This window comes from Streptomyces sp. DF42, assembly GCF_058267695.1.
On sequence record NZ_CM177859.1, the window covers coordinates 2,001,723 to 2,017,064 of the forward strand.

Here is a 15,342-nt window from a genome sequence, read left to right on the forward strand (position 1 = left end):
CCGGCGCCCGAAAAGCCGGTCCGCATGCGTGCCTGCTCCGCATGCGTGCCTGCTCCGCATGCGTGCCTACGGCGTCTCCTGCGCCGCCCTGTCCAGCTGGAAGGCCTCGTTGCCGAGTCCGATCCGGGCGTGTGCCTCGGGCACCCGCGAGCGCAGGACCAGGCCCTGGGCCAGGCCGACGACCAGGGCGAGGCCGATGATGCCCGGCAGTGCCCAGCTCAGGGCCGAGTCGGGGCCGGCGCCGACCAGCACGTCGAAGTCCTTGACGGTGTAGCCGGCGATCACGAGCAGGGCGACCGCGGCGAGCGCGGAGGTCACCAGGCGCCACCACTGGGCGCCCAGGGCGCCGCGGCGGGCGAAGAAGACGATGACCGACACGGAGGCCGCCGCCATCAGCAGGATCACGCCGAGGGCGCCGATGTTGCCGAACCAGGTGAACAGGTGCAGCACCGGCTCGGTGGGGTCGCCGGTGGGCTTGTCGTCGGCGATCGCGAAGGCGATCACGACGACCGCCGCCACGGCCGTCTGCAGCAGGGAACCGCTGCCGGGAGCGCCGCTCGAACCGGTCGTACGGCCGAAGGTGCGCGGCAGCAGGCCCTCGCGCCCCATGGCGAAGGTGTAGCGGGCGACGACGTTGTGGAAGCTGAGCATGGCGGCGAACATGCCCGTGACGAACAGGACGTGCAGCACGTCGGTGAAGGTGGAGCCGAGCCGGGACTCGGTGAGCGAGAAGAGCATTCCGGCGCTCTCCTTGCGGGCCACGCCGACGACCTGCGTGGGGCCCGCGGCGACGGTCAGGGCCCAGCTGCTGACGGCGAAGAAGACGGCGACGCCTGCCACCGCGAGGAACATCACGCGCGGCACGAGGATGTGCGGCTTGCTGGTCTCCTCCGCGTACACGGGCGCCTGCTCGAAGCCGAGAAAGGCCGCGATGCAGAAGCAGAGCGCGGTACCCACCCCGGCGCCGCTGAGCGTGTCCGGGTTGAAGGCGTGCAGCGACGTGCCCTCCCCGGCCGGGTCGCCGATCGCCGCGATGTCGAAGACCACCACCAGGATCACCTCGACGACCAGCAGTACGCCCAGCACGCGCGCGTTGACGTCGATCTTCAGCCAGCCCAGCAGGCCGACGACCGCGAGTGCCGCCAGCGCCGGTATCCACCAGGCGATCTCCAGGTGGGCGTAGGTGGAGAAGAGCCCGGAGACCTCGAAGCCGAAGATGCCGTAGATGCCGACCTGCAGGGCGTTGTAGGCGACCAGGGCCACGAGGGCGGCGCCCGCGCCGGCGGTGCCGCCCAGGCCCCGGGAGATGTACGCGTAGAAGGCGCCCGCGTTGTGGACGTGCCGGCTCATCTCGGCATAGCCGACGCTGAAGAGGACCAGCACCACACCGAGGCCGACGAACAGGAGGGGCTGACCGACGATCCCCATCACCGCGAATGTGGTGGGCATGACACCCGCGACCACCATGAGAGGGGCGGTCGCGGCGAGCACGGAGAGCAGCAGCCCTCCCGTGCCGAGGCGGTCGGCGCGCAGGGCACGCTCCTGCCCCAGATACGTACTGATGCCGTCGGCGGCAGATCTGCTCGCGTGGGAACTGCCCGTGGTCATCGCAGGACCGTCCTTCTGGTTGGCGTCGGGAGTGTCATGCCGTGCCGATCGCGGCGGCGCGCGCGGCACGGAAGGCGGAGTGGGGATCGCGGTCCGGGTAGGACCACGGTGCCGGGGTGGCGTGCTCGCCGATGCGGTGGAAGAGGGCGGCGGCCTCGGCGCCCCGGCCCTCGCAGACCTTGGCGTGGGCGAGGAAGTTGAGGTCGACCAGGCGGCGCGGGTGGCCCTCGTGCTCCCACTCCAGCCACCAGTCGAAGGCGGTCTTCATGACCTGGCGGGCCCGGCGGCCGGTCCAGTGCCCGGAGGCGGCCGGCTCCGCCGGTTCCTGTCCGGTGGCGGCCAGTACGCGGTAGCGCTCGGCGTGGGCGACGACCGGCAGGATCGCGAGCGGGGAGTCGGCAGGGGCCTGTTCGGCGGCCCAGTTGGCGAAGTCGTAGACCTCGTGCAGGGGGTCGGGGCCGGCGCTCGCGTGCCGCTCGGCGAGGTGGGCGACCATCAGGTGGTGGGCGTGGTGGTGGTCGGCGTACCGGCCGCGGACCTGGTCGAAGAGCCGTGCGGTCTCCTCGTCCGCGCCCCCGTCGCGCTCCAGCATGAGCAGGCCCAGCCACGGGGTGGGGTCGGCGGGCACGAGGGCGGCCGCGTCCCGGCAGGCCTCCCGGGCACGGTCGGGCTTCTCCTTGCCCCGCAGGGCGCGCTGGACCTTTGCGAGCGCGAGCAGCACGGCGGCGTCGGTGGAGTCGGGCTCGGCGAGCAGCCAGTCCCCGGCCCAGGCGGCGCTGTAGGGCTCCAGCGCCAGCACGGTGATCCGGTGCCCGCGACGGTCCCAGTCGTCGCCGGTGTGCATGAGCAGGGACCGCACGGCCTGCCAACGCCCCTGCGCCAACGCGGCGCGGGCGCCGGAGAGTTCGGTGTCGTCCAGGACCGCGTCGAGCGCCTGGGCGGCCACACGCTTGCGGCCCCGGCCGAGGGGTGGCGGGGGTGGGGACACCGCGGGAACTTCCTCACGCGACACGGCTCGTCGTCCGGTTTCGGCTTGCCGTCGACTGGTCACGCACAGCAAACCCGCCGCCATTGCTTTGCGTCAAGGGATGTACGGCTGTTACACGCGTCAACATCCGTTACTGAAGGGGCACTTGTGATCAGGTTGCGCGCCGCGGCCCGGTATGTGCGCTCACGGATGTGGCGTACGCCATGGCGCCCCCGCTTCCGGCACCTCACCATGACGGGACGGCCACGTCACCGTCCTTGATCGTCCTTCGACCGTCGGGGCACCGTGACGGAGTCGACTCCCCGGATCCGGGTACTCCCAGGAGCATGCCGGGCGCCGGGACGCTACAGTCACCCAAACGCACCCCGAGGCCCGGCCCGACGATCGAGGTACGCAGCGTGTCCGTTCTGGTTCTGATTCTCGCCGTGAGCGCCGCCTGCTGCCTGGGCTTCGGCTTCGTGCTCCAGCAGAACGCGGCCCAGCGGGCACCCCTGAGCGACTTCCTCTCGCTGCGTCTGCTCTTCGACCTGATGCAGGTGCCGCGCTGGCTGGGCGGCATCGGCCTGATGGTGGCCGGCATGGTCCTGGGCGCGATCGCGCTGAGCCAGGGCGAGATCTCCCTCGTCGAACCCCTGCTGGCCACGAACCTCCTCTTCGCCCTCGCCCTCTCCCGCAAGCAGACCAGGCAGCCGCTGGGCCGCCAGGGCTGGGGCGGACTCGCACTGCTCGCGGGCGGCGTCACCGCCTTCATCGTCGCGGGCCGGCCGCACGGCGGCAGCGCGGTCAGCGACCCCTTCCGGCACTGGCTGATCATCGGCGCCATGATCGGTCTCGCGCTGCTCCTGACGACGTACGCGAAGCGCTCCCGCCTCAGCTCCGCCCCGGTCCTCCTCTCCCTCGCCGCGGGCCTCCTCTACGGCGTCCAGGACGCTCTCACCCGGGTCAGCGGCCAGCGCTTCTCCGAGGGCGGCCTCACCGAGCTGGTCACCGGCTGGGAGCCGTACGGCGTCGCGGCCCTCGGCGTCACCGGCCTGATCCTGGTCCAGAGCGCCTTCGAGACGGCGCCCCTGCGCATGTCGCTGCCCGCCCTCACCGCGGCCCAGCCGCTCGCCGGCATCATCTGCGGAGTGGGCTTCCTGGGCGACCGTCTGCGCACCGACACGGGAGCGCTCGCCTGGGAGGCGGCCGGTCTCGCGGCGATCGTCGGCGGCATCGTCCTGCTCGGCCTGCACCCGTGCATGCCGAGCGGCGCGGCGAAGCCGCAGCGGGTCCGGGACCTGCAGCCGAACTGACGCCGTCCTGCTTGGATGGCCGTATGACGAGCCCCGCAGACGAGATCCTCGACATCGTCGACGAGAACGACCAGGTCATCGGCCGGTCCCCGCGCGGCGAGGTGTACGCCGAGGGCCTGCGCCACCGCTGCGTCTTCATCCAGGCCAGGGACGCGCAAGGCCGCCTCTTCGTCCACCGCCGCACCCCGATCAAGCTGGTCTTCCCCTCCCTCTACGACATGTTCGTCGGCGGAGTGGTCGGCGCGGGCGAGTCCTACGACGACGCGGCGCTGCGCGAGGCCGAGGAGGAACTGGGCGTCTCCGGCCTCCCGGACCCGGGCTTCCTCTTCAAGTTCCTGTACGACGACGGCGCCGGCCGGACCTGGTGGTCGGCGGTGTACGAGGTCCGCTGCGATCTGCCGGTCGACCCGCAGGCCGAGGAGGTGGCCTGGCACGCGTTCCTGCCGGAGGCGGAGGTGGAGCGACGTCTGCCGGAGTGGGAGTGGGTGCCGGACGGGCTGGCCGCGTACGAGCGCTTGAAGGCCTTCCGAGGCGCATCCGGCCGCCCGGCGTCTGGGGACGAGGCCCGTTCAGGGCCGATAAAGTCCTGAACGTGATCGACCTTGCACGAAACATCCGGCTCTGGTTCGCCCCCGAACAGGTCCGGCAGGACGGCCGCACCCCCGACTACCGCTTCTCGCTGGCGAACGAGCGCACCTTCCTGGCCTGGCTGCGCACCGCGCTCGCCCTGATCGGCGGCGGCTTCGCGGTGGACCAGTTCCTGCCGGACCTGCGCTGGGCCTGGCGGGTCGGGCTCGCGCTCGCGCTGCTCGGAGCGGGCGTGCTGTGCTCCCTGCGTGCGGTCAATCACTGGATGCGCTGCGAGCGTGCGATGCGCCGCGGCGAGGACCTGCCGGTCTCACGGTTCCCGGCGGTGCTGAGCGTGGTCGTCGCCGTCGTGGCCGTGGCGATGGTCGTCGTCGTGCTCGTCGGGTGGGAGGGATGACCGCCGACGCGGCGCCCGAGCGCGACCCCGGGCTGCAGCCGGAGCGGACCCGGCTGGCCTGGCGGCGTACGACGCTGGCGAGCACCGTGGCCGCCGTTCTCGCCGTGAGGACCGCGCTGCACGGCGACGCCTCCCCGGTCGCGGTCGTGGCCTGCGCCCTGTGCTGCGCCCTCTGGCTGGGCTTCCTCCTGGTTGCCCACCGCCGAATCCGCACCCTGTCATCGTCCGACAGCCCCCACGCCCTCGCCCCCCGCCACGCCACCACAGCGGCCCTGTGCACCATCGCCCTCGCAGCATGCGGAGCCGCCCTCGTCCTCTGACCGGAAACACCGCACCGCACCGCGATGCCCCGGCCACCGTCGCGGCCCGCACCCCGTACCCCATCCCCTCGCTTGGCCTCCCGCTCCTCGCCCACCACCGAACCCGCACCCCGGCATCGCCCGACAGCCCCCACGCCCTCACCCCCCGCCACGCCACCACAGCGGCCCTGTGCACCATCGCCCTCGCAGCATGCGGAGCCGCCCTCGTCCTCTGACCGGAAACACCGCACCGCACCGCGATGCCCCGGCCACCGTCGCGGCCCGCACCCCGTACCCCATCCCCTCGCTTGGCCTCCCGCTCCTCGCCCACGGCAGCCCTGTGCGCGATCGCCTTCGCGGTGTGCGGGGCGGGCCTCGGCCTCTAACCCGCCGGTTCCACCTCCCAGTCCACCGTCACCACGATCTTTCCCCGGGTCCGGCCCTCCTGGCTGAGGCGGTGGGCGTCCGCCGCGCGTTCCAACGGGAACGTCTCCGAGACATGCACGGACACGACGCCCTGTTCCACCAGTTCGGTCAGCCGCTGCAGGTCCTCGGCGTCCGGGCGCACCCAGCAGTACCGGCCGCCGTAGCCGATGACCTCGCCGTCGGCGATCGACGCCAGACGGCCCTGTGGGACCAGCAGTTCGGCCGAGGTCTTCAGGGCCTCGCCGCCGACGGTGTCGAACACGGCGTCCACACCCTCGGGCGCCAGCCCGCGCATCCGCTCGGCCAGCCCTTCGCCGTACTCCACGGGCTCGCAGCCCAGCCCCCGCAGGAAGTCGTGGTTGCCCTCGCTCGCCGTGCCGATCACCCGGGCGCCCAGATGCCGGGCCAGCTGGACCGCGACGGAGCCGACCCCGCCCGCGGCCGCGTGCACCAGGACCGTGTCGCCGCGCCCGACCTGGAGCGCCTTCACCAGCACCTGGTAGGCGGTGAGCCCCGCCAGCGGCAGCCCGGCCGCCTCCTCCCAGGTGAGGTTGCGCGGCTTGCGGGCGAGGGCGCGCACGGGGGCGGCGACGTACTCGGCGAAGGTGCCGCGGGAGAGGAAGTCCTCGCGCACGTAGCCGATGACCTCGTCCCCGGCGGTGAACTCCGTGACGGAGACGCCCGGTTGCACCACCACGCCGGAGACGTCCCAGCCGGGCACCACGGGGAAGACGGGGTCGAGCATTGCGTCGAGGTAGCCCTCGCGACACTTCCAGTCGACGGGATTGACTGCGGCCGCGCGAACCTTGACCAGCACGGCGTCGGGGCCGATCTTCGGATCGCGCACCTCGCCGTACTCGAGCACGTCCGGTCCGCCGTACCGGCTGTAGCTGATGCCTTTCATGACACCGACCCTCCGGGGTGCCCGGGCGCCACGCAACCCGAATGCCCCGATATGCACCAATCGCGTGGCAGCCTGTCCGTCGTCACCACCCGTACCCCCGAAGGTGAGCCCCATGACCACCCTCCACATGGAACACCCCTCCCACACACACGCGCACGGCCCGGACTGCGGACACACGCCGGTGCCGCACGGAGACCACGTCGACTACGCGCACGACGGGCATCTGCACCGCGAGCACAGCGACCACTGGGACGAGTGCGAGCCCGCCGGCCACGCCCCGCACGAGGCCCACGACCACCGGCACGGCGAGGGCTGCGGACACGAGAGCGTCCTGCACGGAGACCACGTCGACTACCTGCACGACGGCCACCGGCACGCCCCGCACGACGGGCACTGGGACGACCACTGAATCGGGCAGGACCGGCCCCCCGACAGCTCCCCGCGGTACTGCGCGGGGAGCTGTCGGCCTATCGTGGCTCAGATCACGTTCGCCTCGCACACTGGACGACATACCGACCGGTCGGCATCATAGTCGGGAACCGTTTACGCGCCCGTTAGGAGCACCGATGAGCCCCGACCATCCGCCAGGCCTCGATCTCGACCGGCTGCGCGGCCTGCTCGACCAGGAGCGGCCCGGCCTGGTGCACGGCCCCCTGACCGGCCGGCTGATCGAGGGCGGACGGTCGAACCTCACGTACGCGGTCTCCGACGGCACCTCGACATGGGTCGTACGACGGCCCCCGCTCGGCCATGTGCTGGCCACCGCGCACGACATGAAGCGCGAGCACCGCGTGATCAGCGCCCTGCACCCGGCGGACGTCCCGGTGCCGCGCCCGGTGCTGCTGTGCGAGGACGACGAGGTCTTCGGGGCTCCTCTCTACGTCATGGAGTTCGTGGAGGGCACGCCGTACCGCACGGCCGACCAGCTCGCCCCGCTCGGCCCGGAGCGCACCCGGGGCGCCGTTCTGTCCCTGGTGGACACGCTGGTCGAGCTGCACGCGGTGGACCCCGCCGCGGTGGGCCTCGCCGACTTCGGCCGCCCCGAGGGCTTCCTCGACCGGCAACTGCGGCGCTGGGGCAAGCAGTTGGACGCCTCCCGCAACCGTGAGCTGGCCGGCATCGACGAGCTGCACGCGGCGCTCGGCCGACAGCTCCCCCCGTCGCCCGCGCCGACCGTGATCCACGGCGACTACCGGCTCGACAACGTCCTCATCGGCGAGGACGACCGCATCAAGGCGATCCTCGACTGGGAGATGTCGACGCTCGGCGACCCGCTCACCGACCTCGGGCTGCTGGTGATGTACAGCATGCCGCTCGGCATGCCGGACTCCCCCGTCTCCACCACGGCCGAGGCGCCCGGGCACCCGGAGCCGGCCGAGCTGATCGAGCGGTACGCCGCGCGCTCGGGGCGCGACGTCTCCTCGGTCTCCTGGTACACGGCGTTCGCCTGGTTCAAGCTCGCCGTGATCCTGGAGGGCATCCACTACCGCTACACGCTGGGCCAGACGGTCGGCCGGGGCTTCGACCGCATCGGCGACCTGGTGCCCGTCTTCATCGGGCACGGCCTGACCACTCTTCAGGAAGGCTGATCAGTCATGGACTTCGCGTTCGACGCACGCACCGAGGAACTCCGCGCCACACTCCTCGCCTTCATGGACGAGTACGTCTACCCGGCCGAGGCGGTGGCGGAGGAGCAGCGGGCCGCGCTGGCCTCCCCGTGGGACACCCCGGCCGTGGTGGGCGAGCTGAAGGCCGAGGCGCGCAGGCAGGGCCTGTGGAACCTCTTCCTCCCGGACGCCGAGCACGGCGCCGGACTGACCAACCTGCAGTACGCGCCGCTCGCCGAGATCACGGGCCGCAGCCCGCATCTGGCACCCACCGCCACGAACTGCGCGGCGCCCGACACCGGGAACATGGAGGTGCTCGCGCAGTTCGGCGACGAGCAGCAGAAGAAGCAGTGGCTGGAGCCGCTGCTCGCCGGTGAGATCCGCTCGGCGTTCGCGATGACCGAGCCCGAGGTGGCCTCCTCGGACGCCACCAACATCACCACGCACATCGAGCGAGCCTCCGATGGCACGGACGAGTACGTCATCACCGGCCGCAAGTGGTACATCTCCGGGGCGATGAACCCGGACTGCAAGATCTTCATCGTGATGGGCAAGACGGACCCGGACGGCGCGGACATCCGCCGCCAGCAGTCCATGATCCTGGTCCCGCGGGACACCCCGGGAGTCGTCGTGAAGCGCGCGATGCAGGTGTTCGGCTACGAGGACCACTCCCACGGCGGCCACGCCGAGGTGGTCTTCGACCACGCGCGCGTACCGGCGTCCAGCCTGATCGGCGAGGAGGGCGGCGGCTTCGCGATCGCCCAGGCCCGGCTCGGTCCGGGCCGCATCCACCACTGCATGCGGCTGATCGGCATGGCGGAGCGGGCGATCGAGCTGATGTGCCGCCGGGCCGTCTCCCGTACGGCCTTCGGCAAGCCGCTGGCCCAGCAGGGCGTCGTCCAGAACTGGATCGCGGACGCGCGTGTGGCCGTCGAGCAGCTGCGCCTGCTGGTCCTGAAGACGGCCTGGATGATGGACACCGTGGGCAACAAGGGCGCCCACGCCGAGATCCAGGCCATCAAGATCGCCACGCCCCGCACGGTCGTCGACATCCTCGACCGCGCGATCCAGCTCCACGGCGCGGGCGGTGTCAGCCAGGACTTCCCCCTGGCCGAGCTGTACGCGAGCGCCCGCACCCTGATGCTCGCCGACGGCCCGGACGAGGTCCACCAGCGGTCGCTGGCTCGACGGGAGCTGAAGAAGTACGTGTGACCCCATGACCCATGCGGGGTGACCCCGCATGGGTCAGGCGCAAGGGGCGGCTGCGCGTGGCAGCCGCCCCTTACCTGTGCCCGTATGGACCTGTTGAACCTGTGCCCGATCCGTATCGCGGTTACGGCCGCAGCGCGCGCAGCAGCAGGTCCGCCAGGTGGTCGGCGACCTCCTGCGGGCTGAGCGGGCCGTCGGGCCGGTACCAGGTGGACAGGTGGTGGACCGAGCCGAAGTGGTAGTCGACCACCAGGTCGGCCGGAGTCGCCTTGGAGAAGACGCCCGCCTGCTGCCCCTCCTCCACCAGCGCGCGGAAGCGCTCGTGGTAGCGACGGCGCTCGGCCCGCACCTGCTTGTTCTTCTCCGGGCTCAGGTGGTGCATGGAGCGGAAGAAGATGTTCGCGTCGTCGAGGTTGTCGATCGTCGTGACCACGACGTCGGCCGCCGCGCCCCGCAGCCGCTTCTCGATCGGCTCGTCGGCGTCCGCGAAGGCGTCGAGGCGCTCCTGCTGGACGCGCAGCACGCGCGCGTACACCTCGTGCAGGAGGTCGTCCTTGGAGCCGAAGTAGTGGTACAGCGCCCCCTTGGTGACGCCGGCCGCCTCGACGATCTCCTGCACCGAGGTGCGGTCGTAGCCCCGCTCGGCGAAGAGGCGGGTGGCGGCGGCCAGCAGCCGCTGAGGGACGGGAGTACCGTCACCGTCCGTCGTCCTGGGCACTTGTGCCGCCACCTGCCTTCCAAGCTCTCGGTCTGCTTCTAAGCACTGTCCCGCGGTCGGGAACGAAGCTCCCGACGGAGGATCTTCCCACTTGCCGTCTTCGGCAAGTCGGGCAGGATCTCCACCTGCCGCGGGTACTTGTAGGCGGCCAGTCTCTCCTTGCAGTACGCCGCGAGTTCACCCGGGTCCGTGTCGGCGCCCGGACGGAGGCTGATGTACGCCTTGACGGTCTCCCCCCGGTACCCGTCGGGCACCCCGACGACCGCCGCCTCACGGACCGCGGGATGCGTGTACAGCACGTCCTCGACCTCGCGCGGCCACACCTTGAAGCCGGACGCGTTGATCATGTCCTTCTTGCGGTCGACGACGTACAGCCACCCCTGCGGGTCCATGAAGCCGATGTCGCCCGTGCGCAGTTCGCCGTCCGGGAAGGTCTCGGCCGTCGCGTCGGGCCGCCGCCAGTAGCCGGGCACGACCTGCGGTCCGCGGACGAGGATCTCGCCCTGCTCGCCCAGGGGGACCTCGCGGCCCCGGTCGTCGACGATCCGCACGATCGTGTCGGGGCCCGGCAGGCCCACGGCCAGGGTGCCGGAGGCCGGGTCGACGGGTGCCTCCAGGCCGGGCGGGACGGAGGCGCAGGGAGCGGTGCACTCGGTCAGCCCGTAGCCGTTGCGGATGTACGGCCCGAAGCCGGCCCGGAACTTCTCCACCAGGGCCGGCGGCACGGGGGCGCCGCCGGAGGAGATGTTGACGAAGGAGGAGAAGTGGTCCGGGGTGGCGTCCGGGTGGGCGCCCAGTGCCATGAAGGCGGTCGACGGGCCGACCGTGTAGTGCGGCCGGTGCTCGGCGAACGCGTCGAGCACGACACCCGCCTCGAAGCGGTACGTCAGCACGAGCGTGCCCGCGCTGTTGAGACACGCGCCGAGCTGGCAGACCATCCCGGTGATGTGGAACAGGGGCGCCATCGCGTAGTAGACCGGCGCGTTGGGCAGGGCGAGGCCGGTGCGCTGCCGTTCGGCGTTGAACATGATGTTGCCGTGCGTGTTGGTGGCGCCCTTGGGGGTGCCGCTGGTGCCCGAGGTGTAGCTGATCAGCGCGATGTCGGACGGCCCGGGGTCCCGGCCTTCCGGCGCCTTGTGCCCGGCGCGTGCCACGGCCACCAGGTCGTCGGCGTCGTCGCCGTGCGGCAGCCGCTCGAAGGCCAGTACGCGCGCGTCGTCGCGCGTCTGGAAGTCCAGCTCGCACCCGGTCAGCACGGTCCGCACGGAGGAGTCGGCGGCGGCGTCGCGCAGATACGACTCCCAGGCACGATCGGAACAGACGAGAGCCGACACCTCGCCGTCCCGCAGGACGTGCCCCACCTCCCCCGCCTTGTACATGGGGTTGACCGGCACGACGATCGCGCCCGCCTTCCACGCGCCCAGCAGGGCGAGAACGAAGTGCGGGGAGTTCTGCAGCAGGATCGCCACCCGGTCGCCGCGCTCCAGGCCGCGGGCGGCCAGATGCCCGGCGACCGAGTCGCTCAGCTCGTCGGCCTCGCGGTAGCTCAGCCGCCCGTCGAAGTAGGCGAGGAAGGCCCGGTCCGGGGCCTCGGCGGCGGACCGGCGCAGGGCGTGCACCAGAGAGTCGGCGGGGTCGATCGGGGCCCGCTGGGCGGCGTTCAGCAGAGCCACCCAGGGCTGGGCGGCGTACGGGGAGCCGGTCACCGCATCTCCTCCCACTTCTGCTGGATGTGGTTCATGTTCGTCAGCCAGCGGTCGGGGCCGGCGGCCCTCGCCTGGTAGTACCCGGCGACCTCGGGGTGCGGGAGGATCAGGAACCGGTCCTCCTCCATCCCCTTGAACAGGGCGTCCGCGACGTCCGCCGGCTCGACCGCCGTCGGCTGGAGCACCAGTTCGCCCGCGCTGCCGGTGGCGGCCAGCATGTCCGTGCGGACGCCCTGGGGACAGATGGCGTGGACCTTGAGGCCCCGGTGCCGGTACGTCAGCGACAGCCACTCGGCGAAGGCGTACGCACCGTGCTTGGAGACGCTGTAGGAGGGCGCGCCGATCATGGTGAGCAGTCCGGCGGCGGAGACGGTGGACACGAACCGGCCGCTGCCGCGCTCCAGCCAGTCGGGGAGCAGTTCGTGGGCGGCACGCACATGGGCCATGACGTTGACGTCCCAGGAAAGCTCCCAGGGCTTCTCGTCGAGCGGCTGCCCGAGCTCGGCGCCCTCGAAGGCGACGCCCGCGTTGGCGCAGTACACGTCGACCGTGCCACCGAGCGCGTCCCGGGCGTCGGCCACGATCGAGGAGGCGTCTCCGGGCACCGCGATGCCGCCGATCTCCTCGGCGACCGCCGCGGCCCGCCCGGCGTCCAGGTCGTTGACCACGACCCGGGCCCCCTCGGCGGCGAACCGCCGGGCCAGGGCAGCCCCGATCCCGCCTCCGGCTCCGGTGACGACCACTCCGGCATCCTGCACGGCTTCCACCATCGGTCTCCTTCGACTGCGGCTCTGCTGCGGGCCCAGACTAACCGGTCGGTATGTGACAGGAAAGGGGTGATGACCACCCCCTCCGGGGCGCGGAACCGCGCGACCCGCAGACAACGGAAAGCTTCCGCACAACCCGCGGGCGCAATACGTTGCCCCTCATGCGCCTCTCAAGACGAGCCCTGCTCGCAGCGACAACGGCAGCGACATCTCTGTCCAGCGCGACCGCGGCCGACGCGGCACCACGTCGATCCCCTCTCCGCACCGGGTTCGAACAACTTGCCGCCCACGGCTACGCCCAGCTCAGCGGCCGGCGCATCGGCATCGTCACCAACCCCACCGGCATCACCCGAGACGTCCGTCACATCGTCGACGTGATGCACGCGGACCCCCGCGTCACCCTGACGGCCGTCTTCGGCCCCGAACACGGCTTCCGCGGCACCGCGCAGGCCGGCGGCTCCGAGGGCCGCTACGACGACCCGGCCACCGGGCTCCCCGTCTACGACACGTACCTCAAGAGCGGCCGGCCCCTCGCCGACGTCTTCACGGCGTCCGGTGTCGACACCGTCGTCTTCGACATCCAGGACGTCGGCGCGCGCTTCTACACGTACATCTGGACGCTGTACGACTGCATGGAGGCAGCCCAGCTCGCCGGCAAACGCTTCGTCGTCCTGGACCGGCCGAATCCGGTGACCGGGCGCGCGGCCCGGGGCCCGGTGCTGCACAAGGAGTTCGCGACCTTCGTGGGCCGGCAGCCGATCTCCCAGGCACACGGGATGACCGTGGCCGAGCTGGCGCGGCTGTTCAACGGGGAGTTCCTCAAGACGCCGGTGCCGCTGGAGACCGTCCTCATGACGGGGTGGAAGCGGTCGGAGTTCTACGACGCCTGGTCGCTGCCCTGGGTGCCGCCGAGCCCGAACATGCCGACGCCCGACTCCGCCCTGGCGTACTCGGGGACCTGCATGTTCGAGGGCACGAACCTGTCGGAGGGGCGCGGTACGACCCGCCCTTTCGAGCTGCTCGGCGCGGAGGGGATCGACGGGCGGTGGGCGGCGGCGGTCGGTGAACTGGGCCTGCCCGGCGTGCACTTCAGGGAGGCGTACTTCGCGCCGACCTTCTCCAAGTTCCAGGGCAGGACGGTAGGCGGCGTGCAGATCCATGTGCACGACCGGGCCGCGTACGACCCCGTGCGTACCGGCGTCGCACTTCTGGTGACCGCCAAGAAGGTGTGGAGCGGCTTCGGCTGGCGGCCGGACAACTGGATCGACAAGCTCACAGGCTCGGCGCGCGTGCGTATGGCGATCGACGCGGGCGCGAGCACCGACGAGGTGGTGGCGGGCTGGCAGGAGGAACTGGCGGCGTTCCGGCGGATTCGAAAGGAATACCTCCTCTACGGATGACTCACGACCTATGGCCTTCCTTGTCCGGTAGCAGGACGATGCGCCCACATCGCAGAGCTGCGGGGGACGAGGGGGCCTGTCATGGCACAGCCGGCAATGAGCGTGTCTCCCTTCTGGGAGCTGACCTTCGACGCGGACGGGGACGTCGACGGGCCGGAGCGGGATCGGCTGCTGGCCGAGGTCACCCGGCGCGGTGTCCGTGACCTGATCGTCTTCGCGCACGGCTGGAACAACGACCGCTCGGGCGCGACCCGCCTCTACAGCAGCTTCTTCGCGCCGATCCCCGGCCTCGCGCCGACGGCCAGGCTCGGGTACGTGGGCGTCCTGTGGCCGTCGATGCGGTTCCCGGACGAGCCCATCCCGGACTTCCCGCGGTCCGTCGCGGCCGACGCGCCGGCGCGTCCCGCGCTCGACAAGGACACACGGCACGCGCTGCTGGAGACCTTCCCCGGCCGGGCCACCGTGATCGACCAGCTCGCCCGGCTGCTGGACCAGCACACGGGCGAGGAGGCCGAGCTGGCGGAGTTCGGGCGGCTGGTGCGGCTGCTGGTGGAGGTGGTACCGCCGGGGCCGCAACCGCTGTTCGCCGCGGACACCCTGGCGAACGGGGCGCCGGAGAACGAGCCGGACATGTTCTCGCGGCCCGCGGCGGAGGTCTGCGAGGAGTTCGCGCAGGCGCTGGCGCAGCTCGAATCCCCGGGCGCACAGGCCTCGTTCACTCTGCCCGACCCCTGGGACGGTGCGCACGAACTGCTGCGGCAGGCGACGTACTACGCGATGAAGCGGCGCGCGGGGACGGTCGGCGAGCGCGGGCTCGGCCGGGTGGTCGGGCAGCTCGCCTCGTCCGCGCCGGACGTGCGTGTGCACCTGGTCGGGCACAGCTTCGGCGGCAGGCTGGTGTCGTTCGCGCTGCGCGGTCTGCCCGAGGGCGTGCACACGGTGAAGTCGGTGACGCTGCTCCAAGGGGCCTTCTCGCACTACGCGTTCGCGGCCCGGCTGCCGCACGACGCACACGCGGGAGGCGTGCTGCAGGGCCAGCAGAACCGTATCGACGGCCCCCTGGTGTGCTGTTACTCCCACTTCGACTCGGCGCTCGGCACGATCTACCCGCTGGCCTCTCGTATGGCGAACGACGCGCAGGGCGTGGCCGAGGGCTTCGACATCGCGGGGATGCTGGGCGCCAAGTGGGGGGCGATGGGGCACGACGGCGTGCAGGCGGTGCCCGGCACGCGTGCGTGCAAGCTCGCGGACGTCCTCGACTCCGGTCTGCCCGCCTCGGGTTGCGTCAACGTCGACGCGGCGGCCGTGGTCAGGAAGGGCGGGCCGCCCTCCGGCGCGCACAGCGACATCGTGCACCGGGAACTGGCCGAGGTGGTGCTGGCGGCGGGCCGCGTGCGCTGACCCGCCGCCAGTGGTGTGTCACCTTCCACCGA

General features: G+C 71.8%; 15 protein-coding genes. 9 read left to right on the forward strand and 6 right to left on the reverse strand.

What is annotated here, in order from left to right:
- Positions 1 to 66 precede the first annotated feature (66 nt).
- Together ACYUED_RS09070 and ACYUED_RS09075 are read right to left on the reverse strand one after the other, a co-directional pair.
- Positions 67 to 1,608: an APC family permease gene (locus ACYUED_RS09070; RefSeq protein WP_491291758.1), complete on the reverse strand. Its 1,542-nt coding sequence runs from the start codon at positions 1,606 to 1,608 to the stop codon at positions 67 to 69.
- Positions 1,609 to 1,642: 34 nt separating this feature from the next.
- On the reverse strand, positions 1,643 to 2,596 hold the full coding sequence (locus ACYUED_RS09075; protein ID WP_491291759.1) for a tetratricopeptide repeat protein: 954 nt from the start codon (positions 2,594 to 2,596) through the stop codon (positions 1,643 to 1,645).
- Between the two features lie 398 nt (positions 2,597 to 2,994).
- On the opposite strand from ACYUED_RS09075, the gene ACYUED_RS09080 reads away from it, so the two are divergent.
- From ACYUED_RS09080 to ACYUED_RS09095, 4 genes are read left to right on the forward strand one after another with little or no spacing between them, the layout of a single operon-like run.
- Positions 2,995 to 3,888 (forward strand): DMT family transporter, encoded by an 894-nt coding sequence (locus ACYUED_RS09080; RefSeq protein ID WP_491291760.1) that lies wholly within the window; start codon positions 2,995 to 2,997, stop codon positions 3,886 to 3,888.
- 23 nt (positions 3,889 to 3,911) lie between these two features.
- Positions 3,912 to 4,478, forward strand: coding sequence for an NUDIX hydrolase (locus ACYUED_RS09085; protein WP_491291761.1), 567 nt, complete (start codon positions 3,912 to 3,914; stop codon positions 4,476 to 4,478).
- A 2-nt stretch (positions 4,479 to 4,480) separates the two neighbouring features.
- The gene (locus tag ACYUED_RS09090; RefSeq protein ID WP_491291762.1) at positions 4,481 to 4,873 is read left to right on the forward strand and encodes a YidH family protein; all 393 of its coding nucleotides are present in this window, start codon (positions 4,481 to 4,483) and stop codon (positions 4,871 to 4,873) included.
- A complete protein-coding gene (locus tag ACYUED_RS09095) occupies positions 4,870 to 5,193 on the forward strand; it encodes a DUF202 domain-containing protein (RefSeq protein ID WP_491291763.1) in 324 nt (107 codons plus the stop codon). The genes ACYUED_RS09090 and ACYUED_RS09095 overlap by 4 nt, the downstream gene beginning before the upstream one ends.
- A 361-nt stretch (positions 5,194 to 5,554) precedes the next feature.
- On the opposite strand, the gene ACYUED_RS09100 is transcribed toward ACYUED_RS09095, so the two are convergent.
- Positions 5,555 to 6,502: an NADP-dependent oxidoreductase gene (locus ACYUED_RS09100; protein WP_491291764.1), complete on the reverse strand. Its 948-nt coding sequence runs from the start codon at positions 6,500 to 6,502 to the stop codon at positions 5,555 to 5,557.
- A 112-nt stretch (positions 6,503 to 6,614) separates the two neighbouring features.
- Between ACYUED_RS09100 and ACYUED_RS09105 the strand changes: the two genes are divergently transcribed.
- The 3 genes from ACYUED_RS09105 to ACYUED_RS09115 all read left to right on the forward strand — a co-directional run bounded on the left by ACYUED_RS09105 (position 6,615) and on the right by ACYUED_RS09115 (position 9,321).
- Positions 6,615 to 6,911, forward strand: coding sequence for a hypothetical protein (locus ACYUED_RS09105; RefSeq protein WP_491291765.1), 297 nt, complete (start codon positions 6,615 to 6,617; stop codon positions 6,909 to 6,911).
- A 157-nt stretch (positions 6,912 to 7,068) separates the two neighbouring features.
- Entirely contained in the window at positions 7,069 to 8,091 is a 1,023-nt protein-coding gene (locus ACYUED_RS09110; protein WP_491291766.1) for a phosphotransferase family protein, read from the forward strand.
- Positions 8,092 to 8,097: 6 nt separating this feature from the next.
- On the forward strand, positions 8,098 to 9,321 hold the full coding sequence (locus ACYUED_RS09115) for an acyl-CoA dehydrogenase family protein (protein WP_491291767.1): 1,224 nt from the start codon (positions 8,098 to 8,100) through the stop codon (positions 9,319 to 9,321).
- Between the two features lie 121 nt (positions 9,322 to 9,442).
- On the opposite strand, the gene ACYUED_RS09120 is transcribed toward ACYUED_RS09115, so the two are convergent.
- The 3 genes from ACYUED_RS09120 to ACYUED_RS09130 are packed head-to-tail and all read right to left on the reverse strand — an operon-like array spanning position 9,443 to position 12,512.
- Entirely contained in the window at positions 9,443 to 10,036 is a 594-nt protein-coding gene (locus tag ACYUED_RS09120) for a TetR/AcrR family transcriptional regulator (RefSeq protein ID WP_491291768.1), read from the reverse strand.
- A 38-nt stretch (positions 10,037 to 10,074) separates the two neighbouring features.
- The gene (locus tag ACYUED_RS09125; RefSeq protein ID WP_491291769.1) at positions 10,075 to 11,742 is read right to left on the reverse strand and encodes a class I adenylate-forming enzyme family protein; all 1,668 of its coding nucleotides are present in this window, start codon (positions 11,740 to 11,742) and stop codon (positions 10,075 to 10,077) included.
- A complete protein-coding gene (locus ACYUED_RS09130) occupies positions 11,739 to 12,512 on the reverse strand; it encodes an SDR family oxidoreductase (RefSeq protein ID WP_491291770.1) in 774 nt (257 codons plus the stop codon). The genes ACYUED_RS09125 and ACYUED_RS09130 overlap by 4 nt, the downstream gene beginning before the upstream one ends.
- 158 nt (positions 12,513 to 12,670) lie before the next feature.
- Between ACYUED_RS09130 and ACYUED_RS09135 the strand changes: the two genes are divergently transcribed.
- Both ACYUED_RS09135 and ACYUED_RS09140 read left to right on the forward strand, forming a co-directional pair.
- Entirely contained in the window at positions 12,671 to 13,909 is a 1,239-nt protein-coding gene (locus ACYUED_RS09135; RefSeq protein ID WP_491291771.1) for an exo-beta-N-acetylmuramidase NamZ family protein, read from the forward strand.
- Positions 13,910 to 13,990: 81 nt separating this feature from the next.
- Entirely contained in the window at positions 13,991 to 15,310 is a 1,320-nt protein-coding gene (locus ACYUED_RS09140) for a serine-threonine protein kinase (RefSeq protein ID WP_491291772.1), read from the forward strand.
- Positions 15,311 to 15,342: the final 32 nt, after the last annotated feature.